We start from the raw sequence: 24369 nt of genomic DNA, 5'->3' as shown, positions 1-24369 counted from the left end.
AGGCCGGTCCGTACGACCACCCTGCGCAGCGGCAGCGACGCACGATGTCGGCTCGACGTAGCACGACGTCGGCAAATAACGACCAGACTCACCAGAGATTTACCGGGGGCCTTATGAAGCTGATCCTACTGGCGCTTGCCGCCTCGCTGTTGACGCTCGTAATGATGGTGCAGGCACGCAGCGAGGCGAGCGATACTGCCATGTCGGCGTCTCATGCACAACCGGCCGGCATTGCCGTCGGCGAGCGCGTGCGCACACGCAAGGACATGGAGATGTGGAACGCTCGCCGCAAGATGCACGCGGTTCGTCAGGAAGACTGATCCGAGGCGCGGGGGGACCCGAGGCGCGGGGGGACCCGAGCGGCGTGCGCGGACATGCCGATGCCGCTGACACACGTCACACCAGCCTCTGCGCGGTCTGCAACATGGTGCGCCGCACCAAATTTGGGCATCCTCGCGCACCGTCCTATAGTGGAAGGGCACCAAGGAGAGGAGATAAGAACGATGCCCGCATTCCACTTCAATCTCTACGACCTGACCTTGTTCCTGCCGATGGCGGTGGCCGGCGCCCTGCTCGTTGGCGGTATCCCCGTTGCCACCCGGACCACGCGCTATAGTCTTCGCGCGGCCGGCGCGGTCGTCGGGGCGCTCGTCGCGCTCCTTGTCGTGGAGGCGCTGCCCGTGCTCGTATAGCCGGCGCGCGTCAGGCACCGCAGGGCTGCGGAAGGTCGTCGACGCGCTCCGGCGCGGTGGGCGGCAATTCCCCCAGTTTCCCCGGTTTCCCCGGTCTCCCCGGCGTTCCCGTCCACGGCCCATGAGCGCGCGTGGCTTGCGGTGTTCGCTCCATCGAAACGCGATGCCCGGTCACGGTGCTGTCATCGCCGGTCCCTAAGCTCCGTTTCGGCAACCTCGGTTGCGCTGTCACCCTCTCTGTTGCGCCGCCGACCCGCTCGGCGGCTCTTTTTTGGCGGCCGCCGCGACGCGATCTCCCGGTGCCCAACGACATCGTTTTGTCCCTTTCGGGCCGACGGGCATCGCGCCATCGCCTACAATCACCGGAAGTGCAACGCATGTGCGCGCCCTTGCACGGCAGACGCCGGGGGCTGGCGCACCGCCGACAGAGGAGGTCTGCGCATGTCCGACGCGTTCTCCCGCGCCTTCGCCGTAGTCGTCAATCAGTACCGTTCGCCGCGTCAATATACTGTCTCGGTCGAGCGGGCCAGCGAAATGATCGCCAAGAACATCGGCCTGTTCTCCGACGGTTTCGCCGCCGAACCGCATTTGATCGTGGGGCTCTTCGCCACCGAAGCCGAGGCGTGGGCCCTCGCCCGCCGCCTCCAACGCACGCGCACGACCATGCAGGCCCTGCTTCAGACGCCCGCGCGCTCCGCCTCCTCCGCCTCCACGGCGTCCAGTCCCGCCAACGCCTCGATGTCCCCGCCCGAACTCGATTCCAGCGAGTAAGCGTGGTTGCGCGCTGAGTGCTGTCCGGAAAATTTCTGGCCAGCGTTCGCCAATCGGCGTAGAATTCGGAATTCCAAATATCACGGAATCCGGCAATGCCGGTAACGTCCTTCGCCCTATGCCGTCCGCCGCCGAATCCGCCGCTGAGTCCGCTACCGAGGCGGACATCCCCAGCGCCTCCGCCGCTCCCCTTTCCCCTCTTCCGCCCCTCTCCCCGCTCGCAAGCGCCCCGGTGCTGATCGATCAGGTGTACGCGCGCCTGCGCGACGCCATCGCCGATCTCACGCTACCGCCGGGGGAACGCATCCGTCAGGCGGAACTCGCCGATTCGCTGGGGGTATCGCGTCAGCCAGTGAGCCATGCGCTGCAATTGCTCAAGCGCGATGGCCTGGTTTGCGACAGCGGGCGTCAGGGACTGGAGGTCGCCCCCATCGACGCGAACCATTTGCGTCAGCTTTATCAGGTGCGCACCGCGCTCGATGGATTGGCCGCACGGCTTGCCGCCACGCGCATGGCCGAAGGCGCCTTGCCGCAGCATGCGCTGGCACGGTTGCAGGACACTGTCGCGGCCGGGATGTCGATGACGCGCGGCACACCGGTGGCGCGTCAGGTACGTGTGGAAGTGGCGTTTCACACGGCGCTGCACGACGCGTCGGGCAATCCGTTGATTGCGCAGACGGTCGCCCCGCAGTGGCCGCACATCATGCGCGCGATGGCGGCTACGCTCGGCACGTTGCCGATGCAGGAAGTTGTCTGGCACGAACATGGCGAGATCGTGGCGCGCATCGCGGCCGGCGATCCCGACGGTGCCGAATCCGCGGCGCGCCAACATACCGAGACCGACGGCGGCAACGCGCGTCGCGAATGGCTTGCGCGTCTGAAACCCTCGAACTGAAGGACTGTCCCCGTGCAAGCCGTCATCTCCGCCGCGTTCCCCGTCTTCGGGTTGATCTTTCTCGGCTATGTTTGCGCACGCCGGGCGTGGCTCGGCGACAGCGCACTCGATGCGCTCAATCGTTTTGTCGTGTACCTGGCATTGCCCGCCGTGCTGTTCCAGTCGATGGCGCAGATCACGTGGGCGGAACTCGTCAACCCGGGCTTTCTCGGCGCGTTCGGCGGCGGCATGGCCGCGACATTCGCGCTGTCGCTTCTTCTGGACCGCACCGTACGCGCACGCCTGACCGATGCGAGCATCGAAGGCATGGGCGCGGCGTACCCGAACGCGGGTTTCATGGGTTTGCCGCTTTGTCTGGTGGCGTTCGGTCCGGCCAGCGTGCCGGCAGTCGTCGTGGCCATGCTGCTTACGGCCACAGTGCTCTTTGCGATCTCCATCGCCATCATCGAAACGGATTTGCAAGCGACGCCGAACTGGCGTCGTACCGCCGGGTTCGTCGCGCGCGCCCTGATCCGCAATCCGCTGGTTGTCTCGCCCTTCGTCGGCATGGCGGTGGCCGCGGCGGGCTTCGCGCTGCCCGCGCCGGTGCTGCACTTCACCACGCTGCTCGGCGGCGCCGCGAGCCCCTGCGCGCTCGTCGCCATCGGTATGTTTCTCGCGCAGAGCGCCGGGGCGGCGAAAGCGCCTCGCATTGCGAGCACCGTCGGACGTCTCGTCGGATTGAAGCTGGTGTTCCAGCCGGCGATCACCGCGTTCCTCGCATTCCGCGTATTCGATCTTCCCGCGATCTGGGCCCACAGCGCGCTGCTGTTATCGGCGTTGCCCATCGGCACGGGGCCGTTCATGCTCGCGCAGCTCTACGGACGCGAAGCGGCCGTCGCCTCCCGCGCGATTCTGATTTCCACGGTGCTGTCGGTGGTGACGGTGTCGCTGCTGATCGGGTGGTTCAGTCGGTGAAGCCTATCGAAGGCCCTATCGAAGCCCCTATCGCAGGCCGACGGCGGGCGCGACAACGACACGGTCGCGGCCCGAGCGTTTGGCGGCATACAGCGCGGCGTCAGCTGCACCGAGCAAGCGCATCGGCAGCGTTTCCGGATCGGTAATGCCGCTCGGATCGACGCTGGCCAGTCCGATGGAGATGGTGAGCGGTACGAGCGAGCCGCCGTCGTCGGGGACTTCCAGGCGCGCCACGGCGCGACGCACGCGTTCCGCGACCGTCCCCGCCCAGTTCCGTTCCGTCTGTACGAGCAGCGCCGCAAATTCCTCGCCGCCGTAACGCGCCAGTGTGTCGGTCACGCGTAACTGGGCACGCATGCAGGCGCTCGCTGCACGCAACGCGCGGTCACCGGTCGCATGACCGTGACTGTCGTTGACACGCTTGAAATGATCGATATCGATGAGCAGGCAGGCGAGCGGCGCACCGTAACGCGCGCCGCGAATGACTTCCTCTCGCAGACGTTGATCGAAGTAACGGCGATTCGACAATCCCGTGAGCGGATCGGTCAGGCCGATGCGCTTCAGACGTTCGCGATTCCACATGTTCTCGAGACAGACCGCGACGACCGCACCGAAGCGTTCGAGAAAATCGGTGGCCATCTCGGGCGCGAAGCGGCGCGCATCGCGGCTGCCCAATGCAATCACGCCGATATAGCGGCCGTTGCGGGCGAGCGGCATCACGACGGCGCTCGCCGGCGCACGCGCCCCGAATAACGGCGCATGACGCTCACGCGGCGCACCGATCCAGAGCTGACCGTTGCCGCACACGGCGGCGAAGGCGCCGGCGTCCTGCGCGATGCACAGACCGGCATCGAGAGCGCGAATGCCTTCGGCGGTGTCGATGAGGTCGCGCAACGTATCGTCGACCTCCGCGAGCATCAGGCGCACGCCCGACAAATCGAAGTCGTGGCGCAGGCGGTTGAGCACCACTTCCAGGAACTGACCGAAATCCGGCGCGCCCATGAGTGCCAGTTCGATGTCCTGAAAACGTTTTAGCGAGCGCTCGTTGCGCTGGACGGTTGCCAGCAGCGATTGCAGAGAGTCGAGCGTCGGTGCCTGATTGGATGCCACGTAAGGTCTCGAAAGACACGCGGCACTGCGCGGCCGCCTAGCGTGTTTGTCTCATCATGATGACTTCACGACGCAACGTGTTGCACCGCCGTCGCGAGCCGACCATGAGGCCGTTAACGGCACGCGCCGGTCGAATTTGAGGGCGATGAGAATCATTTTTGCTATCGCAAAACCGAGCAATGGCGCGCGCTTTGTGCGTTGCTAGGGAAAATACCTAGGCAATATGAAAACCGTGCGGCAGCGCACAAAACACGTTTCTCCCGGCGCGCGGCCGCGTTTTGGCGGCCGGTCGGCCGGCATGCGCACGAAGCCACCGGTGCAGCGACGCTTCGGAAGGTCGGCCGAAGCACACAGTGCGGTGACATCTCGGTGACAAGCGCGCGCGTCAATACGTGCGTTGTGCCTGCGCCACATGGCGGCTGCCTATGTGCGGCCTTCGTGAAAGATTTTTCGTCTCGCGATTTCCGCGCCATTTACACCCGGCCTCTCTCACCCTGACGAGCCGGCTTCCCGGCAAACGGGAAATTCTGCGCCTGCGGCGTGACACGACCTTGCGAAATGTGCGAAACGAATTCGACCGGCCGTCCGGTAACGCCGAATGCATGTCGCATCGCAACGAAAAATGGCTGGAAACTGGCGTGGATCAACAATCCCACAGTTTCCCTGCTTGACACCTTCCCACCTTTCCCGTAAAAAAACGGGTGCATGAACGTTGTATGGCGAGTCTTGTGTCATCTAATGTCGCCCTCTGCGTCAACTCGGTTGTACCTGATCAGCTTTAATGTCATGCGCTCGCTGAGCATCTCGCTCGCTCATTTGAAAACTTTAAGGATTTAAGAAATGGCAACTGGTACCGTCAAGTGGTTCAACGACGCCAAGGGTTTTGGTTTTATTACGCCGGACGAAGGCGGTGAAGATCTCTTCGCCCACTTCTCGGAAATCCAGGCAAAGGGCTTCAAGTCCCTGCAGGAAAACCAGAAGGTCAGCTTCGAAGTGAAGATGGGACCGAAGGGCCGTCAAGCCAGCAACATCCAGCCCATCTAAGGTCTGGCGATGCGCCGGGCGATCGTTCGTTCGATCGACGCGCCTCGGGCAGTGCGCTAACCTAGCCGCGGCCCGAACAAAAAAAACCCCGCTCAGGCGGGGTTTTTTTGTTGTCGAGTCGCCGGGACTACGTCAGACGGCGCGTGGCTTCACGCGACTGGCCACTTCTACCGCATTGCTGCGAGCCACGTCCAGATTGTCGTCATACGCGAGCGCCACGCCCATGCGCCGCTTCTCGAAGCTCTCCGGCTTGCCGAACAGGCGAATGTCCGTCTGCGGCACCTGCAGTGCCCGATCAACGCCGTCGAATACGATGCCCCTGGCGTCCACGCCGCCGTAGATGACGGCACTCGCACCAGGCGTCTTCAGCGTCGTGTTGACCGGCAGACCGAGAATCGCGCGGGCATGCAACTCGAACTCGTTCTGCCACTGCGTGATCATGGTCACCATGCCGGTGTCGTGCGGGCGCGGGCTGACTTCGCTGAACCACACGTCGTCGCCCTTCACGAACAGTTCGACACCGAAGATGCCCTGCCCGCCGAGATTGTTCGTCACTTCGCGTGCGATCACACGCGCACGTTCCAGCGCCACGGACGACATCGGATGCGGCTGCCAGCTCTCCACGTAATCGCCGCTCACCTGCTTGTGGCCGATCGGCGCGCAGAAATGCGTCTCGACCTCGTTGTTTGCGCCACGCGCGCGTACGGTCAGCAGCGTGATTTCGTAATCGAAATCGATGAAGCCTTCGACGATGATGCGGCCATGACTCACGCGCCCACCCGCCATCGCATAGTCCCAGGCCGCCTTCACGTCGGCCGCGCTGTCGATCTTGCTCTGACCCTTGCCCGAACTGCTCATGACCGGCTTGACGATGCACGGGTAGCCGATGCCGCCGTCGATGGCCGCTTGCAGGGCTTCGAGCGAGTCGCAGAACCGATACGGGCTCGTCGGCAGACCCAGCGTCTCGGCTGCCAGACGGCGGATACCTTCGCGATCCATTGTGAGGCGCGCCGCCCGCGCCGTCGGGATCACGCGCACCACACCGTCCGCTTCCAGCGCTTCGAGCATGGGGGTCGCTATCGCTTCGATCTCGGGCACGACGAGATCCGGTTTTTCGGCTTCGATCAGCGCCTTGAGCTGCTCGGGGTCCGTCATCGCAATCGTGCGCGAATGATGCGCGACCTGCTGGCCGGGCGCATTCTCGTAACGGTCGACGGCAATCGTCTCGACACCGAGACGCTGCAACGCGATCAGCACTTCGCGGCCGAGTTCGCCTGCGCCCAACAGCATCACTTTCGTCGCGCTCGGCGACAGCGGGGTTCCGATAGTGGTCATTTTCGACCTTTGGAGAGTAAGAAATGAGTGAGTACGACAGGCATGTCGAACGTCGAGAGGGTGTGCCCCGTTCACGTCATCGAGCGTCGTACGTAAAAGGCGTATTGTAGCGAGCCTGCGCGTCGGTGCGACATCTCAAGCCCCCTGCCGCGCGCCTGCCGCTGCGTCACGCCAACGCCCCGCGCAGCACGCGACGGCAACTCGCCACCATGCACGCTTGCGTGTCCTGATAGCCGGTCAGCACCCATGCCGTGCCCGCGTTCGTCATGGCCCCGACCAGCGCCAGACCGACGATGCGGGCCTGTGCCTGCGCCTCGTCGCCGACTGGCTCGCACATCTCCCGCGCCTGGGCCATCGCCAGAATGAGCTTCGCGAATTCGAAGATATAGCGCTGATAGGTCTGATCGGTCTGCGCACTCACGCCTATCACTTCGAGCAGGAGAACACGCGCCGCATGCGGGTTGCGCAGGAAAGCGAAGAACGCGTGCAGTCCGGCGTCGAGACGCGCGTCCAGCGACGGCGCGCTCGACACGATGGCCGCCTGCAACTGACCCAACAGCCGTTGTGCGTGATGCGCATACGTTGCGCGCAGCAGATGCTCCATATTGTCGAACGCGGCATAGAAGTACCGGTCGTTCAGTTTCGCCCGCCCGCACACCGCACGTACCGTGGCACGGCGAAAGCCGACGGTGCCGAACACCTCCGTCGCCGCGTCGATCAATGCCGCGCGACGCGCCTGCTCGCGCTGCGCCTGCCCCACGCCGCCATAGCGCCGCCCTTGCGACGGCGCGTCGCTTGCCGCGTCGGCCGTGGTCCCATGCTTCGATTCGAGTCCTTGTTCCATTTCGCTATTTGACATCACCCGGAGCGAAAACTAAAGTGGTGACACTCAACACCAAATTTACGCCATGAAGACGTTCACGGACAAGGTTGCCGCCATCACCGGTGCCGGATCGGGCATGGGCCGCTCGCTCGCGCTCGAACTTGCGCGTCGCGGCACGCACCTCGCCCTGTCCGACATCGACGAATCCAGCGCAGCCGATACCGCGACCGCCTGTCGCGCACTCGGCGTGCGTGTCACGTCGCGGCGTCTTGACGTGGCCGAGCGCGAAGCCGTCTTCGCATGGGCGCGCGAGACCGTAGCCGCGCACGGCAAGGTCAATCTCGTCTTCAACAATGCGGGTGTCTCGCTGTGCGTGCCGGTTGCGAGCGCCCGGCACGAAGACTTCACGTGGCTGATGGACATCAACTTCTGGGGCGTCGTGCATGGTACGCAGGCGTTTCTTCCCTATCTCACGGCCGCGGGCGACGGTCACATCGTCAACACGTCGAGCCTGTTCGGCATCATCGCCATGCCAACGCAAGCGGCCTACAACGCGAGCAAATTCGCGGTACGCGGCTTCACCGAAGCGCTGCGCATGGAACTGGAACTGTCGCGCTCGCCCGTCTCTTGCACGTGCGTGCATCCCGGCGGTGTCGCGACGAACATCGTCAAGACGTCGCGCATCGACGACAGCATCACCGCGTTCACCGGTGTGGACCCGCAAACACACCGGCGGCGCGCCAACAAGCTCATCGACGTAACGAGTGCGGACGCCGCCGCGCGACAGATCCTCGCAGGTGTCGAGCGCAACGCCCGGCGCGTGCTCGTCGGCCCCGATGCCCGGCGCGTGGACAAGCTCGCCCGCCTGCTCGGCGCCCGCTATCAGGCGATCGTCGTGTGGCTCTACCGTCGCGCCGCCATGTCGGTCAAACGCCCGCCGGTCGCCGCCGATGCACGCACGGTGCAGCACGAATCGTCCACGCGCTCCACGAACTGAGTACGCGCTCCGGAGAATCTCACCATGACGCCCCCCTTGGCCACGGATCTCGACGTCATCGTCGTCGGCGCGGGCCTGTCCGGCATCGCCGCGGCGCATTACCTGCGCGAGCGGTGTCCCGGCACGCGCTTTGCAATACTCGAAGCGCGCGAGTCGCTGGGCGGCACGTGGGATCTGTTCCGCTACCCCGGCGTGCGATCCGATTCGGACATGTTTACGCTGGGCTTCAGCTTCCGGCCATGGGCCAGCGATCAGGCCATCGCGGACGGCGGCAAGATCCTCGACTATCTGAAAGAGACGGCGCGCGCGGAAGGACTCGACGACCTCATCCGCTATGGCCACAAGGTGCGTGAGGCACGCTGGGATTCGAGCATCGCGCGGTGGACGCTCGACATCGAGCGACTGCATGACGATGGACGCCGCGACACCCAGTCGCTTACCTGTCGCTTCCTCTTCATGTGTAGCGGCTACTACGCGTACGACGCTGGCTACGCACCCACGTGGCCCGGTAGAGAGACCTTCACCGGCACGGTCGTCCACCCGCAGCAATGGCCAGCCGATCTGGACTACCGCGACAAGCGCGTGGTCATCATCGGCAGCGGCGCCACCGCCGTCACCCTGTTGCCGAGCCTGGCGCAGGGCGCGGCGCATGTCACCATGTTGCAACGCTCGCCGGGCTATTTGCTGTCGATGCCGCAGCGCGACAGGGTGGCCGAGCGCTTGCGCGCCTGGCTACCGGCGCATGTCGCGCATCGCGTCGTGCGCATGAAGAACGTACTGATTACGCTCGGCTTCTACAACGCCGCGCGACGCTGGCCGACAGCGATACGGCGGGCGCTCATCAAGCGCGCCGCGCGGCAGGCGCCGCACAGCGTGAACGTCGAGCGCGACCTCACACCCCGCTACAACCCGTGGGACCAGTGTCTGTGCCTCACACCGAACGGCGACATCTTCAAGGCGTTGCACAGCGGGCGCGCCGAGATCGTGACGGACGAAATCACGTCCTTCACACCCCATGGCATCTCGCTGAGCAGCGGCAGGACGCTCGACGCCGACATCGTCGTGACCGCGACAGGGTTGCGCGTGCAGTTGCTGGGCGGTGCGCGTCTGGTTGTCGACGGGCATCCCGTAACGCTCGCCGACACGGTGGCCTACAAGGGCATGATGTACAGCGGCGTGCCGAATCTGGCGTCGATCTTCGGCTACACCAATGCGTCATGGACGCTCAAGGCCGAACTGATCGCCCAGTACGTCTGCCGCCTGATCCGGCACATGAACGCGCATGGCGCCGACACCTGCGTGCCGCAATTGCGTGACGGCGAGCATGGCGACTTGCCTGCCATCGGGCTGACGTCCGGCTACATTCAACGCGCCGCCGGCGCGCTGCCCAAACAAGGGGAACGCAAGCCGTGGGTGTTCTACCAGAGCTACCTCCGGGATCTGCGCCTGATGCGCTGGGGCAGCGTCGACGATGGGGCGATGCGCTTCGAGCGACGCGCGACACGGCCGGTGACGTCCACTGGCGCGGCAGCGGCATCGTCACGGGCACCGGATGCCGACGCGGCTCCGCTACGAGGCTTCGACCCGAGATGAGCATCCTCGCCGCCCTGCTCACCTGCCTCGTCACCGCATGCGTCGCAGGGGTGTTCGCGCTGAGGCACGTCACACGACGCATTGCCCGGCACGCCGAAGCGGCTGTACCGCCGGACGGCCGGTTTCTCGACATCGACGGCGAACAGGTGCATTACGTCGACTTCGGTCACGGCCCGCCCATCGTGTTCATTCACGGGCTTTGCGGGCAGTTACGCAACTTCGCCTATCTGCCGTTGGCGGCAATGGCGCGCACGCATCGCATCGTGCTCATCGACCGTCCCGGCTCCGGCTACTCGACGCGCGCCGCCGGGCACGACGCCGCCATCGCGTCGCAAGCGAGTGTCGTCGCGCAGGTCCTCGACCGGCTCGCGCTGGAGCGTCCGCTGGTCGTCGGGCACTCGCTTGGCGGTGCCGTATCGCTGATGCTCGCGCTCGATCATCCGCAACGTGTGGGGGCGCTCGCGTTGATCGCACCGCTCACGCAACCGGTCTCCGAGGTTCCCGCGGCATTTCGCGCGCTCGCGATTCGCCGGGCATGGTGGCGTCGCTGGGTCGCGCGCACGCTTGCCGTTCCCCTCGGCATGATGACGGGACGCGCGACACTCGCTTATGTCTTCGGCCCGGAAGACGCACCGAAGGACTTCCTGATTCGCGGCGGCGGCGTGCTCGGGTTTCGTCCCGGCAGCTTCGAAGCGGGCAGCGTCGATATGCTCGCCGCGGAGCGCGGCATGTCCGCCCTCGCCGCCCGTTACGCCGCGCTGACGGTCCCCGTCGATATCCTCTATGGACGGGGCGACCGGATTCTCGATTACCGTCAGCACGGCGAGTCGATGCCTCTTGCGAATCCGCGCGTGCGCCTGACACTCGTCGAGGGCGGGCACATGCTGCCCGTCACGCAACCGAAAGCGACGATGCAGTGGCTGCAAGACGTCGCCGCGCGCATGCCGCGCACGCATAACGATCACACCCGTCACGATGTAACGACCGTGCCGACGCAGGCCGCCAACGACGCCATTTAGTCGCATCGCCCTCGCCTCTGGTCATGGTGCGCGCGGGCAAGGCGGTCCCGATTTCCTCACATCCTTACCGTAATTTCCTGCACGCGGCCCATCGTGGCTATCCCCGCCTGCGGCGTTGCGTTTCCGATGGCACACTAAGGCCTTTCCGATTTCGCGCGGCTCGAACGCGCACGTCTCATGGCAGATCGTCCGGATCGTTGCGCAGTGCAATCGTCATCGTCCGACCCTTCGCATCGTGCGTCGCCCCTCAAATCGCTCCGGATGGCGGCGAGTCTCGTCGTGCTGCGCGAACGCGCGAGCGGCATGGAAGTGCTGCTGTTGCGGCGGGCCGTTCGGGCCGGTGATTTCAGTTCCGACGCCTATGTATTTCCCGGGGGTGTCGTCGACGCCGCCGATCGGCTTGGACACGCGGTCTGCGAGGGCCTCGACGACGCGACCGCCAGCGCGCGCCTGCGGCTACCCGAAGGCGGTCTCGACTTCTATGTCGCCGCCATGCGCGAATGCTTCGAGGAAACCGGGGTGGCGTTCGCAAACGATGCTCGCGGCGCGGCATTGGACACGCCTCGTCTGGACGCGATGCGTGAGCAACGCGAAGCGCTTCACGACGGGAAGGTCGACATTGCGTCGCTGTGCCGATCGCTGGACGTGCGCCTCACGCCTGGCCGTCTGCATTATCTGAGCCATTGGGTGACCCCTGCGGCCCTGCCCAAGCGCTTCGATACGCGCTTCTTTCTCGCGATGCTGCCTGAGGAGCAGCCGGTCGAAGTCGACGGCATCGAGACGGCGGCGCATCGCTGGATGCGTCCGCACTATGCGCTCGCGCATGCGGATCAATTGCGTCTGCTGCCGCCCACCCGAAAGTTGCTGCAATGGCTCGAAGGCATGGGGACTGCCGAACGCGCCATCTCGGCCGCAGGAGCGCTGGGCGAGGTGCCTCGCATCGAGCCGCGTCTCGCAAACGGAAAGCGCGGGCGCTGGCCCGTCACACCGGATGAGCCGGCGTGGGCCGAACTTCTCCTCACGGATCCCGACGCACGAGGCACGGGCAGCTACGAGATCACGCCCGGCCGCGCTGTGACGCTCTTGCCCGGCGTGCTGCGTATCGCGGCCCCCAATCCGGGCATGATGACCGGCCCCGGCACGAACACGTACCTCGTAGGCGGAGGGCCGGATAACGCCTGGGCCGTCATCGATCCGGGGCCGGACGACCCGGGGCACATCGACGCGATCGTGCGCGCCGCACCGGGCGCCATCCGCCAGATTTTCGTCACGCACACCCATCGCGATCATTCGCCCGGGGCGCGATTGCTGAAAGCCAGGACGGGCGCAACCACGTATGGCATGCAAGCCCTGCACGACGAAGGGCAGGACACGACATTCGTGCCGGACGTGACACTCTCCGACGGCGATGCCACACTCCTGCCCGACGGGCGCGTTCTGCGGGCGATCCACACGCCGGGGCATGCGGCCAATCACCTTTGCTACGGCCTCGACGACACCGGACTGATCTTCACGGGCGATCACGTCATGCAGGGCTCGACGGTCGTCATCAACCCGCCGGACGGACACATGGCGACGTATCTGAAGTCGCTGGAAAAGCTGTCGTCGCTCGACCCGCACTGGCTCGCCCCCGGACATGGCTTCGTGATGGATCGTCCCGGAGCACGGATCGCGCGACTCGTCGCCCATCGGCTCGCCCGCGAGGCCGCCACTGTCGCCGCATTGGGCGACGTCGGCCCGGCAACCGTGGAGGCCTTGACCCCGGTCGTGTACGCCGACGTGCCGGCGGCGCGCCATGGTGTCGCGCGACGCTCGCTGCGCGCTCATCTGGAGAAACTGAAAGAGGACGGTGTGGCCGAAGTGTCGGCCGGCGGTCTCTGGCGATTACGCGTTAGTGCGGCCATCCCCCCATAGGGAGGCCGTGCGGTTCGCCACGTCGCGAACACCCCCCGGCGCGGTGACTTTCCCGCCCCCTGACGGCACGTGGCGACACGCGAGGGCGCTGCTGGGCGGGATCAGGCGTCGCCGTCTCCGAGCAATCCGTCGACGATGCGCTCGCCCGCTTTTCGTCCGGCCATTTCGGCGTCGAGGCGATTGTCGCGATGGCCGTCGGGCGAACGCACCTCGGGGCCTTCCGGTTTATCGTGCCGGATCACCTGCACCAGATAGTCCCACGGTCCGGCGTACTCGCTCTGGAAAGCACGAACGCGGATGCGATAGCCCGCGCGGTAATCGTAGACCTGCTCATGTGACTCGTAGCTCATGACGAACTCCGTATATCCCCGATTGGCGAGATGCTCGAAGGTGACCGGTCTTGCGTGGCGAACCGGCGCGAAAGCGTTCGACCGATGGACAGCACTACGGACAGCACTACGGACGGGGGTTACGTGGCGCCGACCTCTACCGGTTCCGTGACGGCGCCATCGGCAACGGCGCGGGCGGCGAGTTCGACAATATCGTCCTCGAATTCGACGAACTGGTCGAAAAGGGCTTCACCGCCGGCATCGACGCCGGACAGCCGGTTGAGCGCCGCGCGGCCAATCCGGCAGGTCCAGACCTTCCCGTCGACGCTGACGTAAAAACTCACGGATTTGCCGTCGCGGCCCAGTCCGAGGCCGCCGTGCAAAAAGGTACTCATGGGTGTCTCCGCAATGTCGTGAAAGTCGAAAAACGCACTGCCTTGCCAAAAATCCTAGCACGTTCGAATTCCATCGGTGACATTGCGACGGTACGCCAAGACGACATTCCCCGTTGTCCGGCCGAAAAAAAACCCACCTGAGGGAGGTGGGTTCAGATTGCTGACAAACCCTCGCCAAGTGCGAGGGTTTTGTTTTTTAATAGCAGGATGCTAAAGATCCCGACGCCCACGCAGCACGAACTCGAGATGGTGACGCTCGAGGAACTCGTGCCGAAGGACCACCTGCTGCGCCAGATCGACGCGGCAGTGGATTTCGAATTCATCCGCGAAAAGGTCGCGCATCTGTACTGCGCAGACAACGGTCGTCCGGCGCTCGATCCGGTGGTGATGTTCAAGCTGCTGTTCATCGGCTACCTGTTTGGAGTGCGCAGTGAGCGGCAGTTGATGCGCGAGGTCCAGGTCAACGTCGCCTACCGGTGGTTCGCCCGGTTTCGGCTGACCGACAAGGTGCCGGATGCGTCGACGTTCTCACAGAATCGCCGCCGACGCTTCACGGACACGACGGTGTATCAGGAGATATTCGACGAGATCGTGCGCCAGGCGATGGGCCGTGGTCTGGTCGATGGCCGTGTGCTGTACACCGACAGCACGCACCTGAAGGCCAATGCGAACAAGAACAAGTTCGACGTGGTAAAGCTGGAACAGACGCCTGCGGCCTATCTGGAGAAGCTCAATGCGGCAGTGGATGCGGACCGGGCCGCGCATGGCAAGAAGCCGCTGAATCGGGACGACGATGAGCCGCCGTCGAGCAAGGACACCAAGATCAGCCGGACCGATCCGGACAGCGGCTACATGGTGCGGGACGACAAGCCGAAGGGCTTCTTCTATCTGGACCACCGCACGGTGGACGCCAAGCACGCGATCATTACCGATACGCATGTGACGCCGGCCTCGGTGCACGACAGCCAGCCGTATCTGGAGCGGCTGGATCGACAGCGCGAGCGCTTCGAGTTCAAGGTGGAAGCGGTGGGGCTGGATGCTGGCTACTTCACGCCGGCGGTGTGCCAGGGGCTCGAGGAGCGGGAGATTGCCGGGGTGATGGGCTATCGCACGCCGAACCACAAGCCGGGGCTGTTCTACAAACGGCAGTTCCAATACGACGCGTACCGCAACGAGTACGTGTGCCCGCAGGGACAGGCGCTGCCGTACAGCACGACTAACCGGCTCGGCTATCGGGAATACAAATCCGATGCTCGGATATGCCGATGCTGCCCGGTACGAGCACAGTGCACGAACAGTGCCAACGCGGTGAAGGTGGTGACGCGCCACGTCTGGGAGCGCGCCAAGCAGCGGGTGGACGCGAGGCGGCTGAGCGAGTGGGGACGACGCATTTACGCGCGGCGCAAGGAGACGGTGGAACGCAGCTTTGCCGATGCCAAGCAACTGCATGGGCATCGCTATGCGCGCATGCGCGGGCTGCGCAAGGTGGCCGAGCAGTGCTTGTTGGCTGCGGCGGCGCAGAACATCAAGAAAATTGCGATGCTGGTGGCGCGCCTACGGGCGCGTGCAGGCGAGCGCTCGTACCTCTGGCGCCCGTTTCGGTGGCTCATGAGCGTCCTGAGGGCTTGTCTCTCAATGTGCGCGCCCTTACGCTGCCCATTCGCCCTTGCCTAAAAGATAAAACCCCTCGCTCCGAAAAACGAGGGGTTCGTCAGCAATCTGAACCCACCTGAGGGAGGTGGGTTTCGAAACCGGGACGCATGGGGCACCATGTTCACCCCGGGAAGACAGGGTCATGAAAACATGACGAGTCCATTATGGACGGTCCCGCCCGGCCCGGCACCGGGCGTCGAACCGGAAATTAGACGTAGATCAAACTTTGCGATTTCCCCCGGGCGCCGCCGTTGCAGCGGCACCGCCGTCGAAGACCGTGGCGCGTCGGCGCTTCGCAAGCGATCCTCGGAAAAGCAATATCGGCCCCACTGAGTTTCACGCGCAAATGCGAACGCAATGCCGCGTTCTGACCGGGGCACCGTACGTTCCCATACGGAGCTAGCCTGCCGCCTTACGCCGGATGAAGATCTCCGGTGGCCACTACCGGCCCGGTGGGCTGCCCCGTGGGCGATCCGCCCGGCGGCTCGATGGAGACTGCGAGTACCGCTTGGGCTCGGCCCAGCGCATCCACGATCTCACGTGACAAGGGCATTGTTGCCGGGCGCACAGGATCGAAAACCCCCAGCGGAACCGGCTTTGCGTTCGCCTGAATCAACCACAACTCGGTCGTCCGCCCCGTCGCGATCGTTGGCCGGTCGGCAGGCACAATAATCAGTCGATCCGTTCCGGGTGCGATCGTCGCCGTCCAGTGCGCGACGCCATCCTGACGGGCGATCGTGGCAACGAGATAGGTTGTCGATGCGCTTTGCGTCGTTCCGGGGACCGGCGAGCCAAACCTGAGCGTTATCACAAGCATCGCCAAAGCGGCAGCACTGGCGCCGACACCCAGCCACCGCCACATCGCCAGATTGTCCCAAAGCGAGACAGGCTTGTTGCGCGCCGGCGGTCTGCTCTTGCTGTCGCGCAGCGTCTGCGCTATGCGCTCCCAGACATGGTCCGGCGGTGTTTCCAACGACAAGTCCTCCGCCAATGGGGACAGACGCGCCTGCCACCACACCAGACGCGACATCAGGGCCGGACGGATCGACGCGTCTCGCTCCAGAGACTGCCGCTCATCGGCGTCCAGCACCCCGAGCGCGTACTCGGCGCAGCGGAGTTCGTCGTCGTTGTCATCCGGCGCGTTCATGGTTCCAGACACCCTTTGAGCTGCATGAGACTTCGCCGGATCCAACTCTTCATCGTTCCGAGCGGTACGTTCAGACGCCGCGCCAGTTCACTATAGGCAAGACCGCCGAAAAACGCCTCGCGTACGGCATTTCGATGCTGAGGCTCCAGACGCTGGAGGCAATCTTCCAGCCGGCGCCGCTCTTCGCTGGCCTCTGCGAGGCGGATGGGCGTCGGCTCGTCCGACGCAATCGCGAGCGCGTCGGCATCGTCGAGAGCCAATTCCCGGCGCTCCCTCAGGCGGTCGATGGCGCGGTTGCGTGCAAGCGAAATGAGCCATGTCATCGCTGTGCCGCGGGCCGGGTCGAAGGCAGCGGCACGCCGCCAGACGTTGATGTAGACGTCCTGCAGCAGATCCTCGGCTTCCACACGGTCGTTCACGACGCGCAGGATCACGCTGAAAATACGTGCAGACGACCTGCGGTATAGCGTCGCGAATGCCGTTCTGTCGTGCCTTGCGACTGCTGCCAGGATCGCGTTGAGGGCTTCGCGCTCTTGCGCAATGCGTGCCTCGTCAACGGGCGTTCGCATGAGCGCCCGGCGTTGGCGGTCTTCGCTTTCGGGATAATCGTTCATGCGAGCCAGGCAGTCGCGACGCTCACTGCGTTGATGTTGTGCGGAATATAGCACTCTCGTCTCTTACCGTAACCGGGCCAGGGAAGACGATGCCTTCTGCCCGAGAGGAGGCACGGATGCACGGGTGTTGCCGGAAGATACGTTCAACGCCGTCATCCGGATGCACGCGCTGCCGAATTTGGATACGGACGAACAGCCCGGAAATTTTTTTCGGCAAGGTGCATCCGATTGCGTCGCTGTCTCGTATGTCGGATTGCTTCCGCTTCGCGAAGCGCCAATGAACAGGTGAAGACATGAGATCGCAAAAACTGGGTGGATTTCTTTTCGTGTTGCTCGCCGCCGGCTGCTTGCCGGGCATGTACGCCGCGGCGACATCAATGGATGGCAACGATAAGACGGTCATGGTGGGAGGTGCCGCCATGTACCCTTCAAAGAACATCGTCGAAAACGCGGTCAATTCGAAGGACCACACGACGCTCGTGGCCGCGGTCAAGGCAGGAGGATTAGTGCAGACGCTGTCGGGGCCGGGACCGTTCACGGTATTCGCGCCGACCAACGAGGCCTTTGCCGCCCTTCCCGCCGGTACGGTGGAAACGCTGCTCAAGCCGGAAAACAAGGTAACGCTCGACAAGGTCCTGACGTATCACGTCGTATCTGGCCGACTGAGCGCCCATGACCTGATGACGATGGTCAAAAGCGGTGGCGGGAAAGCGATGCTCAAGACCGTGGAAGGCAACTCACTGACCGTCGAGCAAAAGGGCGATCGCTTGATGGTCGCCGACGACAAGGGAAATGTTGCGAACGTCACCATCGGCGACGTATTTCAATCCAACGGCGTGATTCATGTCGTCGACAAGGTACTGATGCCGTAACGTACGCGCGTGGCGCGGAGGTGGGCGGAATATCAACGGCGCGCCACGGACTGGCATGAAAACCCGCGCGGCTTGAGTGCCGTGCGGGTCCGGGTATGACGCTCGGTTGACGCCGATCCCATGCCCGCCGGGAATGGGGTATTTCCGGGGAGCGTCACGCGCTTTTCGCCTCGATGGTCGGCTGCCATGGATCGAGGGAGGTGAGATTTACGGGGCGTCGGGTGCGTATAAGTCACACGAAAATCACACAAACACTATGACCATCGTCGCATTAAGCGCACGCCGGCAACTGCGGGCCGGAAAAGTTTATTGCTTGCGGGGAAAAGGATTCGCGTGAGACGCTTTGAACTACAAGGGAATTTTGGGGTGACCGATGGGACTCGAACCCACGACGACTGGAATCACAATCCAGGACTCTACCAACTGAGCTACGGCCACCGCCGTGATCAGCGCTTTGACTTGCTCGCTGAACAGAAACAAGATTATAGCGACGTTTTTATCGTGCTGCCAATACTTTTTTCACTTCTTCGAAATATTTCTTCTCTCACGTGCACGATCGATGCGCGACATCGGTATCTCGCGCGGCGAGCGCTCGTACGCGAACGTCGCCCTCCCATGCTTGCAGGACGTGCATCCATGACACCGCGCATCACGCAGCCGCCACGGACTGCGCATCGTCACGCTCGGCGAATGCGCTCGCGCGCAACTGCGCCCGCGCCTCTTCGAATGCGCTCACGCCCGCTTTGAGACGCTTCGGATCCGACAACACCCGCCGCCACCCGCGTGCGCCCGGCACGCCGCGATACAACCCCAACGCGTGACGCGTGATCGCACCAAGATACTGCCCCCGCTCCACTTGCGCCGCCGCGTATTCGATCAGCGCGTCCTCGACCGCTTCACGCGATTTCGCCGGCGCGGTGCCACCATAAAAGCGCGCATCCACTTCCGCGAGCACATAGGGATTGTGATACGCCTCGCGCCCCAACATCACACCGTCAACATGCTGGAGGTGCAATTCGACCTCATCGAGCGTCTTCACTCCACCGTTGATGAGAATTTCGAGTTGCGGGAAGACTTGCTTCAGTCGATAGGCGTAGTCGTACTTCAGCGGCGGAATCTCGCGATTTTCCTTCGGGCTCAGTCCCTTGAGGATGGCATTACGCGCGTGAACGATGAATGTCGTGCACCCGGCCTCGGCGATCTTGCCGACGAACTCCTCGACGAACGAGAACGACTCGACGTCATCGATGCCGATGCGATGCTTGACCGTGACCGGCACCTGCACCACATCGCGCATCGCCTTCACACAGTCGGCCACCAATTCCGGCTCTGCCATCAGGCAGGCGCCGAACGCGCCGCGCTGCACGCGTTCCGACGGACATCCGCAATTCAGGTTGATCTCGTCGTAACCCCACTGCTCGCCAAGCTTCGCGGCACGCGCCAGGTCCTGCGGCTCGCTGCCGCCCAACTGCAATGCGACGGGGTGCTCGATCGCGTCGAAATCGAGATGACGTGCAACGTCGCCGTACAACAAGGCGCCGGTCGTCACCATCTCGGTATACAGCCACGTGTGACGCGACAACTGACGATGGAAGACCCGGCAATGACGATCCGTCCAATCCATCATCGGTGCGACGCTGACGCGGCGGGGAGGCAAGTTCATGCAAATTCCTCAGATACGGCAAACGCCGCCCGGTTCGCCCAGCGCTCAACAGGTCTCCCAGCAGACCCGAAACAGCGACGTACGGCGATAGCAGGACGGCGTCTCTTGATACACGAAACCCAAAGTATACGTCATGGCTTCTGCGGCTGCCGGAGGCGTCTACGCCGGGCAAACCGGCTGCTCTGACCTCCGCGCACGTCCAGCGCGCCTTTCGACAGTTTTTTCACACGACGCGCTCACTCATCGGGAGTACACTTTCGGCTTCGCTCGATAACAAATTAACTAATACCGCTCCGGGAGATGCCAGCATGACACCGAAGGACCTCTTGCAGGCACTCATCGTGGTACTCGCCTGGGGCGTGAACTTCGTTGTCATCAAAGTCGGCCTGCACGGGGTGCCACCGATGCTTTTGGGCGCGCTGCGATTCTTGCTTGCCGCCTTCCCCGCGATCTTCTTCGTCAAGCGCCCACCGGTGCCGCTCAAATGGCTCATCGCCTACGGTGCCACCATTTCGTTCGGCCAATTTGCCCTGCTCTTCACCGCGATGTACGTCGGCATGCCGGCAGGTCTGGCGTCGCTCGTGTTGCAGGCGCAAGCCTTCTTTACGCTGGGACTTGCCGTGTTATGCCTCGACGAACGCTTTCGTGCACAAAACGTCGTCGGCCTCCTGATCGCGGCCGCGGGCCTCACCGTCATCGGCATGCAAGGCGGCGGGGCCATGACGCTGATCGGCTTCGTGCTCACCTTGTGCGCGTCGCTGAGCTGGGCAACCGGCAACATCGTCACAAAGAAAATCGGTAACGTCGATCTTGTCGGCCTCGTGGTCTGGGCCAGCCTGATTCCGCCGATTCCGTTCGCGCTACTCTCCTATTGGTTTGAAGGTCCGCAACAGATCGCGGACTCGCTCGCGCACATTTCGGGATCGTCGATCTTCGCCATCGCCTATCTCGCATTCATCGCAACGCTCGTCGGCTACACGCTGTGGGGCCGCCTGATGACGCGCTACCCGGCCAGCCAGGTCGCACCATTCTCGCTGCTCGTACCGATCATCGGTCTCGCGTCGGCCGCTTTGTTGCTCGACGAACAACTCACCGCGCCACAAATTTACGGCGCGGCGCTGGTGATGGCCGGCCTCGTCATCAACGTCTTTGGCACACGCATCAAGCAACGCCTGCTTCCCTCGTCACGCTAAGTGCCCGTCAGGCGCACATGCGCCGTTGAGAGTTGCATGTGCAGCAACGGAAACGGCCGTCCCTGAGCGTCGAGTTCCGAGCGCCCCGTCACTTCGAACCCCTCGCGCCGGTAAAACGCCAGCGCCTGGGGATTCTGCTCGTTGACGTCGACCCGCGTGCAACCCAACTCACGCACCGCATGAGCCAGAAGCGCAGCGCCGATGCCCTGTCGACGCGCCTCGGGCGCCACAAACAACATCTCGACATGACCCGGCGACACGCCGAGAAATCCACGGATGACACCAGCGTCGTCGCGCCATACGCGCAACGTGACCGCCGCGAGGTACTCGTTGCGAATGCGCGGACGCAGCCAGGCAATATCGGCGTCGCTCAGAAAGTCGTGCGTGGCGCGCACGGAGGCTTCCCAAAGATCGGCCATGGCGTCGAATTCGTTTTCGTGTGCGGGAAAGATGCCGGACATGGGGCCTCCGTCGGCGATATCGGGATACTTGCAGAGAATCGGACCCATGCCGCACATGACGAGCCACGCGGCGGGAATGACCGGCACCGCGCCGACCGACACCGCGCCGGACGCGGCATTAGAAATGCCGCAACGAGAATACGGCGTCAGAAGTCCGATCGCCCGAAGTGAACGACAAAAACGCAAAAAGCCTGATTTCTTATGGGAAATCAGGCTTTTGAATCTGGTTGCGGGGACAGGATTTGAACCTGTGACCTTCGGGTTATGAGCCCGACGAGCTGCCAGACTGCTCCACCCCGCGTCTGAAGAATTAGATTATATGACAATTGCCATCGCAGTGCAACATGACTGCCCGAATATTTTTCGATGGGCGTTCGCCCGGCGATCGGCCCCGCCGCGCGCCCGGGCGAACTTTCCGCTACCACGGGTAATCCCGGCACCCGGTGTGCGTCGCCGCACAGCGCGCGTTGCCGGTGATACACTCGCAGCAACCATGAACCGACGTCCTCCCATCCAATTCTGTTCCGCCTGCGGCCATCCGGTCGAGTTGCGCATTCCGCCCGGTGACAACCGCGAACGGCATGTCTGCACCCATTGCGGCACCATTCACTACCAGAACCCGCGCAACGTGCTCGGCACGGTGCCTGTATGGGGCGATCAGGTGTTGCTGTGCAAGCGCGCCATCGAACCGCGCCTCGGTTACTGGACGCTGCCCGCGGGCTTCATGGAAATCGGCGAGACGACCTCGCAAGCCGCCGCCCGTGAAACGCTGGAAGAAGCCGGCGCGGTGGTCGATGTCGGCGCGCTGTTCTCGCTGCTCAACGTCCCCCACGTCAACCAGGTCCACATCTTCTATCTGGCACAGATGCGCGAGCCGCAATTTGCCGCCGGCGAAGAAAGCCTCGAAGTCGCACTGTTCTCGGAAGACGAAATTCCGTGGGACGACATTGCATTCCCCACCGTCGCCAAGACATTGCGCTACTTCTTCGAAGACCGTCGCACAGGCGCGTTCGGCGTGCACCTCGAAGCGGCGGCAGACAATGTCGCCGCGCCCGGCGTCCCGGTCCCGTCGCTGCCCGTGCATACGGCGCACACCGAGGACATTCTCACGCCGATGCTGCGTGTCTGAACGCATCGGCCCGCGCGTCGCTGCGCGTATCGACCTCGTCGACTTCATCGATCGCACCGTGAAGTCGGCGCAATTCCGGCAAAGCTAACGTCGTCATGGTCGTCTGGCTCGAAGCAAACGATCCCTTCCCCCCGGTCGACGAGGCACTCGATGCGTCGAGCGACGCGCCGGGGTTGCTCGCTGCCGGACTCGACCTCTCGCCGCAACGGCTGCTCGCCGCCTATCGGCAAGGCATCTTCCCGTGGTATTCGCAAGGTCAGCCGGTGCTCTGGTGGAGCCCCGATCCGCGCATGGTGCTGCGCCCCGAAAACTTCGTGGTCAGCCACAACTTCCGCAAATTGCTGCGCCGCGTGATTCGCGAAGACGCCTGGGAAATTCGCCTGGACGTCGACTTCCCCGCGGTGATGCAAGCCTGCGCGCAGGCACCGCGCCGGGGACAGGACGGCACCTGGATTACACCCGCCATCGTGGCGGCGTATCGCGCATTGCACGATGCGGGACTCGCGCACAGCGTGGAGACGTTCTACGACGGCGAGCGCGTCGGCGGCCTGTATGGCGTGGCCCTGGGGCGCATGTTCTATGGCGAATCGATGTTCGCCAAGCGCAACGACGCCTCGAAAATTGCGCTGGCAGCGCTCGTCGCGTTTGCACGCGCTCACGCAATAGAGGTGATAGACTGCCAGCAAAGTACCGCTCACTTGGCGTCACTTGGCGGAGGGGAAATTCCTCGCGAGACGTTTCTGGCGCATGTGAAAAAGGCGGTCATGGCCCCCGCGCCGGTCTGGCGTCTGGACAAACGGATGCTCAGCGCACTGGCCTACGGTAACGCAGCAGACAAGGCTCACGAGGTTTCGCAGTGACCCATCCGAACGAACTGCCGCTCTCCCCGCTGTCAGCCCTTCAGTTCTACGCAACGGCGCCCTATCCCTGCAGCTATCTGGACAACCATACCGCGCGCTCGCAGGTTGCCACGCCAAGCCATCTGATCAACTCGGATGTCTACAGCGAACTCGTGCGCTCCGGCTTTCGTCGCAGCGGCGTATTCACCTACCGTCCTTACTGCGACGGCTGCCGCGCGTGCGTGCCAGTGCGCGTGCCAATCGCGCGCTTCGTCCCAAATCGTACGCAACGACGTATCTGGAAACGCCACGCATCACTTGCCGTCAATGTCTCCGGGCTGCATTACACCGAGGAGCATTACCAGCTTTACATGCGCTATCAGTCGCGACGCCACGCAGGAGGCGGCATGGACCACGACAGCCGCGAGCAGTACGAGCAGTTCCTGCTGCAAAGCCGCGTAAATTCCCGTCTGGTGGAATTTCGCGAGCCGCCCGGCCATCAGGGCGCCGGCACACTGCGCATGATCAGCATGGTCGACATCCTCAGCGACGGCCTGTCGTCGGTCTATACGTTCTTCGATCCGGATGTCGAAGGCGCGTCGTACGGTACGTACAACATCCTTTGGCAGATTGAGCAGGCACGCGCGCTCGGCCTGCCGCACGTCTATCTCGGCTACTGGATTCAACAAAGCCGCAAAATGGTCTACAAGGCGAATTTCCGCCCGCTGCAGGGGCTGATCGACGGGCAATGGCAGGACATGCCCGAGGCCACACTCGATACAGCCGGCCAGACGCCCTCGCCTGGACAATAGACGTCGGCATCGCCGCGGCCGCACCCTGCGGCAGTGCGCATCGCGTTCATCTGTGCCCCGAAACGCCGGAAAACAAGAGTACGCAGAGCGTAGAAAAAGACATACCCCACCC

Annotated in this window: 25 protein-coding genes and 2 tRNA genes; 17 read left to right on the top strand and 10 right to left on the bottom strand. The window is 63.9% G+C overall.

All coding sequences use genetic code 11. The features are described 5' to 3' along the window. Positions 1-113 precede the first annotated feature (113 nt). The 5 genes from AB870_RS09220 to AB870_RS09200 all read left to right on the top strand — a co-directional run bounded on the left by AB870_RS09220 (position 114) and on the right by AB870_RS09200 (position 3315). The gene (locus tag AB870_RS09220) at positions 114-320 is read left to right on the top strand and encodes a hypothetical protein (RefSeq protein ID WP_047907766.1); all 207 of its coding nucleotides are present in this window, start codon (positions 114-116) and stop codon (positions 318-320) included. Positions 321-503: 183 nt separating this feature from the next. Then, the gene (locus AB870_RS09215; protein WP_047909015.1) at positions 504-692 is read left to right on the top strand and encodes a hypothetical protein; all 189 of its coding nucleotides are present in this window, start codon (positions 504-506) and stop codon (positions 690-692) included. 441 nt (positions 693-1133) lie between these two features. Further along, a complete protein-coding gene (locus AB870_RS09210; protein ID WP_047907765.1) occupies positions 1134-1463 on the top strand; it encodes a hypothetical protein in 330 nt (109 codons plus the stop codon). 232 nt (positions 1464-1695) lie between these two features. After that, positions 1696-2358, top strand: a complete 663-nt coding sequence (locus AB870_RS09205) for a GntR family transcriptional regulator (RefSeq protein WP_237170089.1) — start codon at positions 1696-1698, stop codon at positions 2356-2358. A 12-nt stretch (positions 2359-2370) separates the two neighbouring features. Continuing rightward, the gene (locus tag AB870_RS09200) at positions 2371-3315 is read left to right on the top strand and encodes an AEC family transporter (RefSeq protein WP_047907764.1); all 945 of its coding nucleotides are present in this window, start codon (positions 2371-2373) and stop codon (positions 3313-3315) included. Between the two features lie 27 nt (positions 3316-3342). Here the strand turns inward: AB870_RS09200 and AB870_RS09195 are convergent, their stop codons facing one another. After that, entirely contained in the window at positions 3343-4425 is a 1083-nt protein-coding gene (locus AB870_RS09195; RefSeq protein ID WP_047907763.1) for a GGDEF domain-containing protein, read from the bottom strand. A gap of 840 nt (positions 4426-5265) precedes the next feature. Here AB870_RS09195 and AB870_RS09190 point away from each other — a divergent pair. Next, entirely contained in the window at positions 5266-5469 is a 204-nt protein-coding gene (locus tag AB870_RS09190; protein WP_039399001.1) for a cold-shock protein, read from the top strand. Positions 5470-5601: 132 nt separating this feature from the next. On the opposite strand, the gene purT is transcribed toward AB870_RS09190, so the two are convergent. Both purT and AB870_RS09180 read right to left on the bottom strand, forming a co-directional pair. Further along, the gene (purT, locus tag AB870_RS09185) at positions 5602-6804 is read right to left on the bottom strand and encodes a formate-dependent phosphoribosylglycinamide formyltransferase (protein ID WP_047907762.1); all 1203 of its coding nucleotides are present in this window, start codon (positions 6802-6804) and stop codon (positions 5602-5604) included. Positions 6805-6970: 166 nt separating this feature from the next. Beyond that, positions 6971-7663: a TetR/AcrR family transcriptional regulator gene (locus AB870_RS09180; protein WP_047907761.1), complete on the bottom strand. Its 693-nt coding sequence runs from the start codon at positions 7661-7663 to the stop codon at positions 6971-6973. A 49-nt stretch (positions 7664-7712) separates the two neighbouring features. Between AB870_RS09180 and AB870_RS09175 the strand changes: the two genes are divergently transcribed. From AB870_RS09175 to AB870_RS09160, 4 genes are all read left to right on the top strand, one after another. Further along, positions 7713-8624, top strand: coding sequence for an SDR family NAD(P)-dependent oxidoreductase (locus tag AB870_RS09175; RefSeq protein ID WP_047907760.1), 912 nt, complete (start codon positions 7713-7715; stop codon positions 8622-8624). Positions 8625-8648: 24 nt separating this feature from the next. Further along, positions 8649-10217: a flavin-containing monooxygenase gene (locus AB870_RS09170; protein ID WP_047907759.1), complete on the top strand. Its 1569-nt coding sequence runs from the start codon at positions 8649-8651 to the stop codon at positions 10215-10217. Next, on the top strand, positions 10214-11236 hold the full coding sequence (locus tag AB870_RS09165) for an alpha/beta fold hydrolase (RefSeq protein ID WP_084663496.1): 1023 nt from the start codon (positions 10214-10216) through the stop codon (positions 11234-11236). The genes AB870_RS09170 and AB870_RS09165 overlap by 4 nt, the downstream gene beginning before the upstream one ends. A 261-nt stretch (positions 11237-11497) precedes the next feature. Next, positions 11498-13150 (top strand): MBL fold metallo-hydrolase, encoded by a 1653-nt coding sequence (locus tag AB870_RS09160; protein WP_237170088.1) that lies wholly within the window; start codon positions 11498-11500, stop codon positions 13148-13150. A gap of 101 nt (positions 13151-13251) precedes the next feature. On the opposite strand, the gene AB870_RS09155 is transcribed toward AB870_RS09160, so the two are convergent. Further along, entirely contained in the window at positions 13252-13500 is a 249-nt protein-coding gene (locus AB870_RS09155; protein ID WP_047907757.1) for a hypothetical protein, read from the bottom strand. Between the two features lie 50 nt (positions 13501-13550). Here AB870_RS09155 and AB870_RS27670 point away from each other — a divergent pair, with 50 nt between their 5' ends. Together AB870_RS27670 and AB870_RS09145 are read left to right on the top strand one after the other, a co-directional pair. Next, on the top strand, positions 13551-14015 hold the full coding sequence (locus tag AB870_RS27670; protein WP_237170087.1) for a hypothetical protein: 465 nt from the start codon (positions 13551-13553) through the stop codon (positions 14013-14015). 66 nt (positions 14016-14081) lie between these two features. Continuing rightward, entirely contained in the window at positions 14082-15548 is a 1467-nt protein-coding gene (locus tag AB870_RS09145; protein WP_053059471.1) for an IS1182 family transposase, read from the top strand. A 391-nt stretch (positions 15549-15939) separates the two neighbouring features. Here the strand turns inward: AB870_RS09145 and AB870_RS09140 are convergent, their stop codons facing one another. Together AB870_RS09140 and AB870_RS09135 are read right to left on the bottom strand one after the other, a co-directional pair. Next, positions 15940-16674: an anti-sigma factor gene (locus AB870_RS09140; RefSeq protein WP_047907755.1), complete on the bottom strand. Its 735-nt coding sequence runs from the start codon at positions 16672-16674 to the stop codon at positions 15940-15942. Further along, the gene (locus AB870_RS09135) at positions 16671-17288 is read right to left on the bottom strand and encodes a sigma-70 family RNA polymerase sigma factor (protein ID WP_047907754.1); all 618 of its coding nucleotides are present in this window, start codon (positions 17286-17288) and stop codon (positions 16671-16673) included. The genes AB870_RS09140 and AB870_RS09135 overlap by 4 nt, the downstream gene beginning before the upstream one ends. A 356-nt stretch (positions 17289-17644) precedes the next feature. Here AB870_RS09135 and AB870_RS09130 point away from each other — a divergent pair, with 356 nt between their 5' ends. Next, entirely contained in the window at positions 17645-18160 is a 516-nt protein-coding gene (locus tag AB870_RS09130; protein ID WP_047909012.1) for a fasciclin domain-containing protein, read from the top strand. Positions 18161-18522: 362 nt separating this feature from the next. Here the strand turns inward: AB870_RS09130 and AB870_RS09125 are convergent. Both AB870_RS09125 and dusA read right to left on the bottom strand, forming a co-directional pair. Further along, positions 18523-18598, bottom strand: a tRNA-His gene (locus AB870_RS09125). 211 nt (positions 18599-18809) lie between these two features. Next, positions 18810-19823, bottom strand: a complete 1014-nt coding sequence (dusA, locus tag AB870_RS09120; RefSeq protein WP_047907753.1) for a tRNA dihydrouridine(20/20a) synthase DusA — start codon at positions 19821-19823, stop codon at positions 18810-18812. Positions 19824-20131: 308 nt separating this feature from the next. Between dusA and AB870_RS09115 the strand changes: the two genes are divergently transcribed. Beyond that, complete coding sequence (locus tag AB870_RS09115) at positions 20132-21016, top strand: EamA family transporter (protein WP_047907752.1); 885 nt, start codon at positions 20132-20134, stop codon at positions 21014-21016. Here AB870_RS09115 and AB870_RS09110 read toward each other — a convergent pair. Both AB870_RS09110 and AB870_RS09105 read right to left on the bottom strand, forming a co-directional pair. After that, a complete protein-coding gene (locus AB870_RS09110) occupies positions 21013-21477 on the bottom strand; it encodes a GNAT family N-acetyltransferase (RefSeq protein ID WP_047909011.1) in 465 nt (154 codons plus the stop codon). The genes AB870_RS09115 and AB870_RS09110 overlap by 4 nt on opposite strands. 224 nt (positions 21478-21701) lie before the next feature. Next, positions 21702-21778 (bottom strand) — tRNA-Met (locus tag AB870_RS09105). Positions 21779-21988: 210 nt separating this feature from the next. On the opposite strand from AB870_RS09105, the gene AB870_RS09100 reads away from it, so the two are divergent. From AB870_RS09100 to AB870_RS09090, 3 genes are all read left to right on the top strand, one after another. Beyond that, on the top strand, positions 21989-22606 hold the full coding sequence (locus AB870_RS09100) for an NUDIX hydrolase (protein ID WP_047909010.1): 618 nt from the start codon (positions 21989-21991) through the stop codon (positions 22604-22606). Positions 22607-22701: 95 nt separating this feature from the next. After that, entirely contained in the window at positions 22702-23466 is a 765-nt protein-coding gene (gene aat / locus AB870_RS09095; protein WP_047907751.1) for a leucyl/phenylalanyl-tRNA--protein transferase, read from the top strand. Next, entirely contained in the window at positions 23463-24257 is a 795-nt protein-coding gene (locus AB870_RS09090) for an arginyltransferase (RefSeq protein WP_047907750.1), read from the top strand. The genes aat and AB870_RS09090 overlap by 4 nt, the downstream gene beginning before the upstream one ends. The last annotated feature ends 112 nt before the right edge of the window (positions 24258-24369 follow it).

Source organism: Pandoraea faecigallinarum (assembly GCF_001029105.3).
Lineage (GTDB): Bacteria > Pseudomonadota > Gammaproteobacteria > Burkholderiales > Burkholderiaceae > Pandoraea > Pandoraea faecigallinarum.
Note: the sequence above shows the minus strand (reverse complement) of the source record. Positions and strands in the feature narration are given on the sequence as shown.